At 67.3% G+C, this 10,310-nt stretch carries 10 protein-coding genes and 1 tRNA gene; 9 read left to right on the top strand and 2 right to left on the bottom strand.

Annotated features, from left to right (window positions below; translation table 11 throughout):
- The first annotated feature begins 138 nt into the window (after positions 1–138).
- The 5 genes from ftsW to EG885_RS20525 are packed head-to-tail and all read left to right on the top strand — an operon-like array spanning position 139 to position 4,496.
- Positions 139–1,302 carry a putative lipid II flippase FtsW gene (gene ftsW / locus EG885_RS20545; protein ID WP_131578379.1) on the top strand — a complete coding sequence of 388 codons (1,164 nt, stop codon included), beginning with the start codon at positions 139–141 and terminating at the stop codon, positions 1,300–1,302.
- 11 nt (positions 1,303–1,313) lie between these two features.
- Positions 1,314–2,399, top strand: a complete 1,086-nt coding sequence (locus EG885_RS20540) for a UDP-N-acetylglucosamine--N-acetylmuramyl-(pentapeptide) pyrophosphoryl-undecaprenol N-acetylglucosamine transferase (RefSeq protein ID WP_131578385.1) — start codon at positions 1,314–1,316, stop codon at positions 2,397–2,399.
- The gene (murC, locus tag EG885_RS20535) at positions 2,396–3,817 is read left to right on the top strand and encodes a UDP-N-acetylmuramate--L-alanine ligase (RefSeq protein WP_131578377.1); all 1,422 of its coding nucleotides are present in this window, start codon (positions 2,396–2,398) and stop codon (positions 3,815–3,817) included. The genes EG885_RS20540 and murC overlap by 4 nt, the downstream gene beginning before the upstream one ends.
- Positions 3,814–4,152 carry a DUF2484 family protein gene (locus EG885_RS20530; RefSeq protein ID WP_131578375.1) on the top strand — a complete coding sequence of 113 codons (339 nt, stop codon included), beginning with the start codon at positions 3,814–3,816 and terminating at the stop codon, positions 4,150–4,152. The genes murC and EG885_RS20530 overlap by 4 nt, the downstream gene beginning before the upstream one ends.
- Positions 4,149–4,496: a hypothetical protein gene (locus EG885_RS20525; RefSeq protein WP_131578373.1), complete on the top strand. Its 348-nt coding sequence runs from the start codon at positions 4,149–4,151 to the stop codon at positions 4,494–4,496. Before EG885_RS20530 ends, EG885_RS20525 begins: the two co-directional genes overlap by 4 nt.
- Before the next feature lie 63 nt (positions 4,497–4,559).
- Here EG885_RS20525 and EG885_RS23490 read toward each other — a convergent pair whose 3' ends face one another.
- The gene (locus EG885_RS23490; protein ID WP_278248501.1) at positions 4,560–4,688 is read right to left on the bottom strand and encodes a hypothetical protein; all 129 of its coding nucleotides are present in this window, start codon (positions 4,686–4,688) and stop codon (positions 4,560–4,562) included.
- Between the two features lie 206 nt (positions 4,689–4,894).
- On the opposite strand from EG885_RS23490, the gene EG885_RS20520 reads away from it, so the two are divergent.
- The 3 genes from EG885_RS20520 to EG885_RS20510 all read left to right on the top strand — a co-directional run bounded on the left by EG885_RS20520 (position 4,895) and on the right by EG885_RS20510 (position 8,736).
- Positions 4,895–5,335, top strand: coding sequence for a DUF2231 domain-containing protein (locus tag EG885_RS20520; protein WP_131578371.1), 441 nt, complete (start codon positions 4,895–4,897; stop codon positions 5,333–5,335).
- Between the two features lie 15 nt (positions 5,336–5,350).
- A complete protein-coding gene (locus tag EG885_RS20515; RefSeq protein ID WP_242679772.1) occupies positions 5,351–6,901 on the top strand; it encodes a PQQ-dependent sugar dehydrogenase in 1,551 nt (516 codons plus the stop codon).
- 164 nt (positions 6,902–7,065) lie between these two features.
- Entirely contained in the window at positions 7,066–8,736 is a 1,671-nt protein-coding gene (locus EG885_RS20510) for an alpha/beta hydrolase (protein WP_165571240.1), read from the top strand.
- 98 nt (positions 8,737–8,834) lie between these two features.
- On the opposite strand, the gene EG885_RS20505 is transcribed toward EG885_RS20510, so the two are convergent.
- Positions 8,835–8,909, bottom strand: a tRNA-Gln gene (locus EG885_RS20505).
- A 93-nt stretch (positions 8,910–9,002) separates the two neighbouring features.
- Here EG885_RS20505 and EG885_RS20500 point away from each other — a divergent pair.
- Positions 9,003–10,175 (top strand): BaiN/RdsA family NAD(P)/FAD-dependent oxidoreductase, encoded by a 1,173-nt coding sequence (locus tag EG885_RS20500; RefSeq protein ID WP_131578381.1) that lies wholly within the window; start codon positions 9,003–9,005, stop codon positions 10,173–10,175.
- Positions 10,176–10,310 lie beyond the last annotated feature (135 nt).

The following is a 10,310-nucleotide window of genomic DNA, read 5'->3' as shown; positions in this document are numbered from 1 at the left end:
CCACCCCCCCCCCCCCCCCCCAATCAACTCTTCCCCTGCCACGGGAATCGGCAGTAGCGCGACGCCCCCATTCGCGCTATCCTCTGCGGCAGATCCGGGCAAACCGGACAGGACAGAGGCAGTGACGGCGGTATTCCTATGACCGAGATGGTATTCGGTGCCGCGCCCGTGCGCGCAGGCGACCCGATTCTTCCCCGCTGGTGGCGGACCCTGGACAAATGGGCGCTGGCCTGTGTGCTAGGTCTGTTCACCATCGGGCTTTTGCTGGGGCTGGCAGCCTCGGTTCCGCTGGCGGAAAAGAACAATCTGCCCAGATTTTACTATGTGCAGCGGCAGGCGGTGTTCGGGGGCCTTGGCCTTGCGGTGATGCTGATCACCTCGATGCTGCCGGTGCGCCAGATCCGACGGATCGGGGTGCTGGGGTTCGCGATCTCGTTCGTCCTGATTTTGGCGCTGCCGCTGGTCGGTACGGATTTCGGCAAGGGCGCGACGCGCTGGCTGTCTTTGGGCTTCGTATCCATCCAGCCGTCCGAATTTCTCAAGCCCGGCTTCGTCGCGCTTTGCGCGTGGTTCATGGCCTCGGCACAAGAGGTCGGCGGACCGCCGGGCCGGCTCTATTCCTTTTTCGCGGCGATGGTCATCGTGGTGCTTTTGGCGCTGCAGCCCGATTTCGGGCAGGCCTCGCTGGTGCTGTTTTCCTGGCTGGTGATGTATTTCGTCGCCGGATCGCCGGTCATCCTGATGGTGGGGGTCGCGGGCATCGCGGGTCTGGGCGGCCTGTTCGCCTATAACGCGTCCGAGCATTTCGCCCGCCGCATCAACAGTTTCCTGTCGGCCGAGATCGACGTCAACACCCAGATCTATTTCGCCACCAATGCCATCCAGGAGGGGCGCTTCTTCGGCGTCGGCGTGGGCGAGGGGCAGGTGAAATGGTCACTGCCCGATGCGCATACCGATTTCATCATCGCCGTCGCTGCCGAAGAATACGGGTTTGTCATGGTTCTGGCGATCATCCTTTTGTACACGACCATCGTGCTGCGGTCGCTGCTGCGGCTGGTGCGCGAACGCGACCCCTTTGCGCGGATCGCGGGCACCGGTCTGGCCTGCGCCTTCGGGGTGCAGGCGCTGATCAATATGGGCGTCGCGGTGCGGTTGCTGCCTGCCAAGGGGATGACGCTGCCTTTTGTCAGCTATGGCGGCAGCTCTCTGATCGCCTCGGGGATCGCGGTGGGGATGCTGCTGGCGCTGACCCGTACCCGTCCGCAGGGCGAGTTCGCCGAAATCCTGCGCCGGGGCCGCTGATGTCGGTCCCCATGCGCGCGCCGCTGGCGCTGATCGCTGCCGGGGGCACCGGCGGTCATATGTTTCCTGCGCAGGCGCTGGCCGAATTGCTGCTGGAACGTGGCTGGCGGGTGCAGCTGTCCACCGACGAACGCGGCGCGCGCTATGCGGGCGGCTTTCCCGATGCGGTGACGCGTCAGGTGGTCAGTTCCGCCACCACGGCGCGGGGCGGGCTGGCGGGCAAGCTGGCCGCACCCTTCCGCATCGCCGCAGGCGTTTGGGCGGCCCGCGCCGCCTTTCGCCGCGACCGGCCTGCCGTGGTGATCGGCTTTGGCGGCTATCCCACCATTCCGGCGCTGTCTGCGGCGCATCTGATGGGGCTGCCGCGCCTGATCCATGAACAGAACGGCGTAATGGGGCGGGTGAACCGGCTGTTCGCGCCCCGTGTTCAGTGCATCGCCTGCGGGACATGGCCGACCGACCTGCCTGCGGGCGTCACCGGCACCCATGTCGGCAATCCGGTCCGCGCCTCGGTGCTGGATCATGCCGCCAGCCCCTATGCACCCCCCGGCGACGGGCCGCTGCACCTGCTGGTTATCGGCGGCAGTCAGGGCGCGCGGGTGCTGTCCGATATCGTGCCCACAGCCGTCGCGGCTCTGCCCGACGATCTGCGCGCGCGTCTGCGCGTCAGCCATCAGGCCCGGGCCGAGGATGGCGCGCGCGTGACAGAGGCCTATGCGCGGGCAGGCATTCAGGCCGAGGTTCAGGCCTTTTTCACCGATGTTCCCGACCGGATCGCCGGGGCGCATCTGGTCATCAGCCGATCGGGCGCGTCCTCGCTGGCCGATATCACGGTGATCGGGCGGCCTGCGATCCTGATCCCCTTTGCCGCCGCAACGGGCGATCATCAGACCGCGAATGCGCAGGCTTTGGCCGAAGCCGGGGCCGCGCATGTCCATCCCGAATCCGTTCTTGACGCCGAAAGCCTCACGCGCGACATCCGCGCGATCCTGACCGACCCCGCGCAGGCCACGGCCATGGCGCAGGCGGCCCTGACCCTGGCGCGCCCCGATGCGGCGCGCCGCCTTTATGCCCTCGTCGAGGAGATTTCACGATGAACGCTGCCACCAAACTGCCCGGAGAGCTGGGCCCCATTCATTTCGTGGGCATCGGCGGCATCGGCATGTCGGGCATTGCCGAGGTGCTGCTGACGCTTGGATACCGGGTGCAGGGCAGCGATCTGAAGCGGTCCAAGATCACCGACCGGCTGGAAACCCTGGGCGCCACCGTGTTCGAGGGCCAGCGCGCCGCGAATATCGAGGGGGCGGGCGTGATCGTCATTTCGACCGCGATCAAGAAGGGCAACCCGGAACTGGAAGAGGCGCGGCTGCGCGGCCTGCCCGTCGTGCGCCGGGCCGAGATGCTGGCCGAACTGATGCGGCTGAAATCGAACATCGCCATTGCGGGGACGCATGGCAAGACCACGACAACGACGATGGTCGCGACCCTGCTGGATGCGGGCGGGCTGGACCCCACCGTTATCAATGGCGGCGTCATCCATGCCTATGGGTCGAACGCGCGGGCCGGTGCGGGCGAATGGATGGTGGTCGAGGCCGACGAATCGGATGGCAGCTTCAACCGCCTGCCCGCCGATATCGCCATCGTCACCAATATCGACCCCGAACATATGGAACATTGGGGCAGCTTCGATGCGCTGCGCCAGGCCTTCACGAATTTCGCATCAAGCATCCCCTTCTATGGTCTGGCCGTGTGCTGCACCGATCACCCCGAGGTTCAGGCGCTGGTGGGGCGTCTGACCGACCGGCGGGTGGTGACCTTTGGGTTCAACGCTCAGGCCGATGTGCGGGCGGTCAATCTGCGCTATGCCGACGGGATCGCGCATTTCGACATCGCGCTGCAGGGCGAGGCGGCAGGGGCCGAAACCCCGATGATCGAGGGTTGCACCCTGCCGATGCCCGGCGACCACAACGTGTCCAACTGTCTGGCCGCGGTGGCGGTGGCCCGGCATCTGGGCATCAAGAAATCCGAGATCCGCGACGCGCTGGCGAAATTCGCGGGCGTGGGGCGTCGTTTCACCCGCGTTGGCACCATCGACGGCGTGACGATCATCGACGATTACGGCCATCACCCCGTGGAAATCGCCGCCGTGCTGAAAGCCGCGCGTCAGGCCAGCACGGGCCGGGTCATCGCCGTGCATCAGCCGCACCGCTATTCCCGCCTGTCCTCGCTGTTTGAGGATTTCTGCACCTGCTTCAACGAGGCCGACGTGGTCGCCATTTCCGAGGTTTATGCTGCGGGCGAGGAACCGATTCCCGGCGCTTCGCGCGACGATCTGGTGGCCGGGCTGATTGCCCATGGCCATCGCCATGCCCGCGCCATCCTGTCCGAGGATGATCTGGAACGGCTGGTGCGCGAACAGGCCCGGCCCGGCGACATGGTCGTCTGTCTGGGCGCGGGCACGATCTCGGCCTGGGCCAATGCCTTGCCGGGCCGCCTGCAGGGCAAGGCCGCATGACCGAGGGCCGATTGCCCGAAATCCTGTCCCAACCGGCGCTGGCTTTGGCGCTGGTGGGGTTGTGGCTGGTGCTGGCCTGCCTGTTGCCGGTCCTGCTGTCCGGTCGCAGACAGCGCCGCGCCACCCGCGCGATGGTGCTGGCGGGCGTGCCGGCGCTTGGCTGGGTCACGCTGCTCTGGGGGCCGGGGATCGGGGTTGCGGGCTTTGGGCTGGGCCTGTTGATCCTGCTGGGCCATCCCTCGGGCCGCCGCAGCCGTCATCGCCCGGGCCCGGCTTCGGCACAGTCGGGCAGGGACCATGATCCGGTCGGCGGCGGCGCCAAGGGGCAGTCATGAACCCGTGGATCATCGCGGGTCTGTGCCTGACGGGTGCCGGTTTCATCGCATGGGGCGCTGCCCGGCTGCATCTGCGCTGGCCGCTGCTGATCCTGTCGGTCCTGCTGGCGGCGATCGCGCTGCAGTTGTTCTTCGCGGCGCGAGGGCAGGGGGGCTTTCACGATCTGGCCGCCATCGTGGCACAGACCTTCACCGTCATCCCGGCCCTGCTGGGCATCGTCACCGGTCTGGCACTGGCCGCGATCCGGGGCCATCCCCTGCACTGGCGCAGCCGTGCCGGGGGGCTGGCCGCGCTTGGCTTGCTGACCGCCGCCGGAACCGCCGCCGCGACGCTGCTGATCTGACACAGTCTGCCGATCTGACCAGTCTGACAGACCCGCGCGGGCATCATTCCCGCGCGGGCACCGTCATTTGTTCTTTTGCGCCACGGCTTTCGAGACGACGTCCTTGGTGCTGGGCGCCGCCGCGATCACCTTGGGCTTTTCCTTCTTGGGCTTTTTGACGTCCCGTTTTTGCTTGTTCATGCCCTTGGCCATGATGTCACCCTTGCTTGGCGTCGAAATCCGACAGAGCCGGGATCCTACACGCCCGGCGCGGGAATGATAGGCACGTCCTTGCGATCCGCGCAGATCGGCTTGCCGGTCGGCCTGATGCGCGAAACTGCCGCTGCGGGCCGATTTGTCGGAACATCCCCCGGCATGGGCCGTTCCTGCTGTCCCCGCGCATTCAGGAAAGCGAATTCATGGCCGTGACACCCACCCTCTCTGGCGCCCGGACGGACCGGCGCCCCTTGCCGGGTCTGGCGACCCTGACCCATATCTCGGCAGGTTTTCTGGCGCTGACGCTGGTGACCGATCTGGCCTATATGCAGACGATGGTGCTGATGTGGCAGGATTTCTCGTCCTGGCTTTTGTTCTTTGGGTTGATCGTGGGCGGGGTTGCGGCTTTGCTGTGGATCCTCAGCGCGGTGATGGGGCGGATGCGTCCGGTCTGGGGCGCGGCGCTGTTTTCGGTGCTGGCGCTGGTCGCGGGCTTCGTCAACAGCCTGATCCATGCGGGCGACGGCTGGACGGCCATCGTGCCCTGGGGCCTTGCGCTGTCCGCCGTGACCTGTGTGCTGATGCTGTGCGCCGCCTTGCTGAGCCGCGCCGCCAGCCGTCCCCGCCCCTTTGCCGTCGCCTGAAAAGGACCACCCAAGATGATGATTTCCAAAGTTCTTTCGCAGCGGGCGATTCTGCTGACCGGCGGCGCGGCCCTGATGGCGGGGCTGGCGCTGCCCCATCCGGTGGTCGCGCAGGACGCGTTTGACGTGACCACGCAGATCGGTCCCGATCCGGTCCTGCCCGAGGCCAATTTCGTGAACCTGCTGCCAAGCGTCAAGGTGGCCGAGGTGGTGGGCTGGGCCGAGGGGCAGACCCCCACCGTGGCCGAGGGGCTGGTGATCACCCCCTATGCCACCGATCTGGTCAATCCGCGCACGGTTCATACGCTGCCCAATGGCGACGTGCTGGTCGTGCAGTCCCGCGCCCCCGAGGGCAAGCCGAAATACCGCCCCAAGGATTACATCCGCGACTGGATCATGGCCTTTGCCGCTGGCGGGGGCGATGGCCCGCAGGCGGACAGCAACCTGATCACCCTGCTGCGGGATACTGATCGTGACGGGACGGTGGACGAACGCCACGATCTGCTGACCGCCCTCAATTCGCCCTTCGGTCTGGCATGGATCGACGACACGCTGTATGTCGCCGCCGCCGATGCGGTGCTGGCCTATCCCTATGCCTTGGGGGAAACCGCGATCACCGCCCAGCCCACGACGCTGGCGCCGCTGCCCGGCGGGCCGCTGAACCATCACTGGACCAAGGATCTGGCACTCAGCCCCGATGGGATGATGCTTTATGCGTCGGTCGGATCGAACTCGAACGCCGCCGAGAACGGGATCGAGGCCGAAAAGGGCCGCGCCGCGATCTGGCAGATCGACCGCCAGACCGGCGCATCGAAACTCTATGCCTCGGGGCTGCGCAATCCCAACGGGCTGACTTTCAACCCGACCTCGGGCGCGCTGTGGGCTGTCATCAACGAGCGTGACGAGCTGGGACCGGATCTGGTGCCCGACTACATGACCTCGGTGCAGGAAGGGGCATTCTATGGCTGGCCCTACAGTTATTATGGCGATCATGTCGATGAACGCGTGCGCCCGGCCCGGCCCGATCTGGTCGAGACGGCGATCGCCCCCGATTACGCGCTGGCCAGCCATGTGGCGGCCCTTGGGCTGGTCTTTACCGATGGCGCGGCCATGCCGGATGCTTTCGCGGACGGCGCCTTTGTCGGCCAGCGCGGCAGCTGGAACCGCGATCAGTTCAACGGCTACAAAGTGTCCTATGTCCCCTTCACCGACGGTCAGCCCGACGGGATGATGCAGGACGTGGTGACCGGCTTTCTGGTCGACGATCAGGTTCGCGGCCGCCCGGTGGGCGTCGGCATCGACGGGACCGGCGCGCTGCTGATCGCGGACGATGCGGGCAACACCGTTTGGCGGGTGGCCGATGCCAGTGGCGCGGTCAGCGATGCGCCCATCGACAGCGACCGGATCGAAGGCGCCACAGAGGCCGCACCGCAGGCGACGCCTGACGCCGCCGCCCCTGACGCCGCCGCGCCCGAGGCTGACGCGCCGGAGGCAGAGGCCCCCGCGTTTGATGCGACCGAGCCCGCGCCGCTGGATCAGGGCGCACCCGCGACCCCGGTCAACTAAGCCTGCATTCATCGGCGGCAAGGCTGTCTTTTTGCCGCCGATGAACGCCCCCGGCTTTGCATGGGGGATGGAAGGCGGGCGGTCTGACGGATAAGGCAGGGATGGGTCCGACGCTGCGGTTCAGCGTCAGACCCATCCCTTTATCTGGTTGCAAAGATCCGCTGATGACCGGTCGTATGCTGACCCTTCTGGACTGGCTGGACCGCCGCACCTCGGGGGTGGGGCTGGTCATGGGCGCGCTGTTCGTGGCGGGCTCGCTGACGCCCAGCCTGATCCCGCGCAGCCCGCAAATTCAGGGGGTTCTTGCGGGGTTCTGCTTTGCGGCGGGCTATGGGGTGATGGTGCTGGTGGGTGCGCTGTGGCGCTATCTGCATCTGCCCCGCCTGACCGACCGGCAGGCCCGCCTGCTGGTGCCGATGCTGGGCGCGATCGCGCTGGTCATCGTGACGCTGTTCCTGATCCGCTCGACCGCATGGCAGAACGATATCCGCGCGGTCATGTCCCTGCCGCGCGACGAAGGCGTGGCGCCGTTTCTGATCGCCGGGCTGGGCACGACGGTGGCGGCGGCGCTGCTGGTCACCGGCAAGCTGCTGGCGGCACTGGCGCGCTATGCCGCCTATCGCATCGGGCAGGTCTTGCCGCGCCGGCAGGCCGGGGTGCTGGGCCTGCTGCTGGTCATCCTGCTGGCCTATCAGCTGTTCAGCGGTGTTCTGGTGCGCAATGTGGTGGGCAGTCTGGACCGTTCGGCGCAGGCGCTGGACGACCTGATCCCCACCGAACAGATTGCCCCCGACCAGCCCTGGCAGACCGGCAGCCCCGGATCGCTGGTCGCCTGGCAGGATCTGGGGCGCGAGGGGCGGCAGTTCGTCGCCACCACCCCCAGCCCTGCGGCCATCGCTGCGGTGACGGGGCAGGCCGCGCGTCAGCCCTTGCGGGTCTATGTCGGGCTGAACGCCGCCGACACGCTGACCGAGCGTGCCGATCTGGCGGTGCGCGAACTGGAACGCGTGGGCGGCTTTGATCGCGCGCGGCTGGTCGTGGCGATGCCCACCGGCACCGGCTGGATGGACCCTGCCGCGATCGAACCGCTGGAGCATCTGAACCACGGGGACGTGGCGACCGTGGGGCTGCAATATTCCTATCTGCAAAGCTGGATCTCGTTGCTGGTGCAGCCCGAACAGGCCGCCGAGGCCGGGCGCGCGCTCTTCGGCGCCGTCCATCGCCGCTGGCAGCAACTGCCCGCAGAGACGCGGCCGCAGCTGTATCTGTACGGTCTCAGCCTTGGGGCGCACAGCTCGCAACAGTCGCTGCGCCTGCACGAGATGCTGGATCGCCCCATCGACGGCGCGCTCTGGGTTGGTCCGCCTTTTGTCAGCCAGCTGTGGCAGACCCTGACCGAGGAACGCGACCCCGGTTCCCCCGCATGGCTGCCCCGCCTGACCACCGGAGAGGTCGTGCGCTTTACCAATGGTCGCCAACCGGTGCGCGGCGTCGGCCCATGGGGCGACGTGCGCATCGTGTTCCTGCAATATGGCAGCGATCCGATTGTCTTCTTCACCTCTGACAGCGCGATCCGGCGCCCCGACTGGATGCAGATGCCGCGCGCGCCCGACGTCTCGCCCGATCTGCGCTGGTATCCGATCATCACCCAGCTGCAGCTGGCCTTCGATATGGCGATCGCACTGGAGGTGCCGGTGGGCTTCGGCCATGTCTATGCGCCGGTCGATCATATCGACCCCTGGCTGGCAGTCACCGATCCGCCCGGCTGGACACCCGAACGGCTGCAGGCTTTGCGGTCGTATTTCGAAAATCGCCAGATGCCCGTGGCCGACTGACGCGGCTGCGCTGACGTTCTTTGACGTGTCCGGGGCCACCACCCCGACCTGTGCAGGGTGAGATCGAACCCACGCAGGATCAATGTCTTAAAGTGAATTGGCTGGGGCGGTAGGATTCGAACCTACGGTACACGGTACCAAAAACCGATGCCTTACCACTTGGCCACGCCCCAACTGTGGGGGGTGATTACCCAAGGGCGCAGACGGGTGCAAGCGGGAAAATGCGAAAACTTGCCCCTGCCGTCGCGCGGCGCTATCCCGCCTGCATGGAGCATGTGGATCTTGTCATTCTGGGGGCCGGGGCAGCGGGGCTGTTCTGTGCGGGATCAGGCCTTGCGCCGGGGCGGCGGGTGCTGGTGCTGGACCATGCGCAGACCCCGGCCGAGAAAATCCGCATCTCGGGCGGGGGGCGGTGCAATTTCACCAATCTGGCCACCGGACCGGATCGGTTCCTGTCGGCCAATTCGCGCTTTGCGGCCAGTGCGCTGGCGCGCTATGCGCCTGGCGCCTTTGTCGGGCTGGTGGACCGTGCGGGCATCGCCTGGCACGAAAAGACCCAAGGCCAGCTGTTCTGCGACGGCAAGGCCACGCAGATCACCGATATGCTGCTGGACCGGATGGCGGGGGCCGAACTGCGGCTTGGCACCCGCATCGACGGCGTCGCGCGACAGGGCGACCGTTTTGTCGTGGCAACTCCGGGCGGGGACATCTCGGCGGCGCGGGTTGTGGTGGCGACGGGGGGCAAGTCGATCCCCAAGATCGGCGCGACGGGTCTGGCTTATGATCTGGCGCGGCAATTCGGGCTGCGGGTGACAGCTACGCGGCCTGCGCTGGTGCCCCTGACCTTTGCCGAGCAGGATCTGGCGCTGTGCCGCCCTCTGGCGGGGCTGTCGGTCGAGGCGCGGATCACCCATGGGGCGGGCCGCTTTCGCGATGCGCTGCTGTTCACGCATCGCGGTCTCAGCGGGCCGGTGATCCTGCAGATTTCCAGCTTCTGGCAGGCGGGCGAGGCGTTGCAGATCGATCTGTCGCCTGATCGCGATGTCGCGGCCGAGCTGAAGGCGATGCGCGCCAGTCGGGGCAAGGGGCTGGTTGCGACGGCCTTGGCGCAGATCCTGCCCGAACGGCTGGCGCAGGCCATCGCCACCGAGGCGGGGCTGGCGCAGGCGCGGCTGGCCGATCAGCCCAATCCCCGGCTGGAGGCGCTTGGCGCCCGCGTGAACCGCTGGCAGGTCCGCCCGGTGGGCACCGAAGGCTATCGCACCGCCGAGGTCACCCATGGCGGCGTCGACACGCGCGATCTGGATGCCAAGACGATGCAGGCACGGCAGGTGCCGGGCCTGTCCTTCATCGGTGAATGCGTTGATGTGACCGGCTGGCTGGGCGGATACAATTTCCAATGGGCCTGGGCCTCGGCGGATGCGGCGGGCCGGGCCTGACGCGCTGCGGACCTGAAGCGATGCGGGCCTAGCGCGAACCTGGGTTCAGCAGATCGCGCCCGTCGTCAAGGCGTCCGCGTTCGACCATCTCGTCGAAGGCGGCATCGGGGGCCGGGTCGGACAGGCGGCTGTCGG

It is taken from the genome of Paracoccus nototheniae (assembly GCF_004335005.1).
Taxonomy (GTDB): Bacteria; Pseudomonadota; Alphaproteobacteria; order Rhodobacterales; family Rhodobacteraceae; genus Paracoccus; species Paracoccus nototheniae.
The sequence above is the reverse complement of the archived record's forward strand: the minus strand, read 5'-3'. Positions and strand labels throughout refer to the sequence as shown.

What these genes read in the sequence shown, in the direction of transcription:
- ftsW (WP_131578379.1), top strand. Translation starts at nt 139, where the DNA reads ATGACCGAGATGGTATTCGGTGCCGCGCCCGTGCGCGCAGGCGACCCG.
- EG885_RS20540 (WP_131578385.1), top strand. Translation starts at nt 1,314, where the DNA reads ATGCGCGCGCCGCTGGCGCTGATCGCTGCCGGGGGCACCGGCGGTCAT.
- murC (WP_131578377.1), top strand. Translation starts at nt 2,396, where the DNA reads ATGAACGCTGCCACCAAACTGCCCGGAGAGCTGGGCCCCATTCATTTC.
- EG885_RS20530 (WP_131578375.1), top strand. Translation starts at nt 3,814, where the DNA reads ATGACCGAGGGCCGATTGCCCGAAATCCTGTCCCAACCGGCGCTGGCT.
- EG885_RS20525 (WP_131578373.1), top strand. Translation starts at nt 4,149, where the DNA reads ATGAACCCGTGGATCATCGCGGGTCTGTGCCTGACGGGTGCCGGTTTC.
- EG885_RS23490 (WP_278248501.1), bottom strand. Translation starts at nt 4,688, where the DNA reads ATGGCCAAGGGCATGAACAAGCAAAAACGGGACGTCAAAAAGCCCAAG.
- EG885_RS20520 (WP_131578371.1), top strand. Translation starts at nt 4,895, where the DNA reads ATGGCCGTGACACCCACCCTCTCTGGCGCCCGGACGGACCGGCGCCCC.
- EG885_RS20515 (WP_242679772.1), top strand. Translation starts at nt 5,351, where the DNA reads ATGATGATTTCCAAAGTTCTTTCGCAGCGGGCGATTCTGCTGACCGGC.
- EG885_RS20510 (WP_165571240.1), top strand. Translation starts at nt 7,066, where the DNA reads ATGACCGGTCGTATGCTGACCCTTCTGGACTGGCTGGACCGCCGCACC.
- EG885_RS20500 (WP_131578381.1), top strand. Translation starts at nt 9,003, where the DNA reads ATGGAGCATGTGGATCTTGTCATTCTGGGGGCCGGGGCAGCGGGGCTG.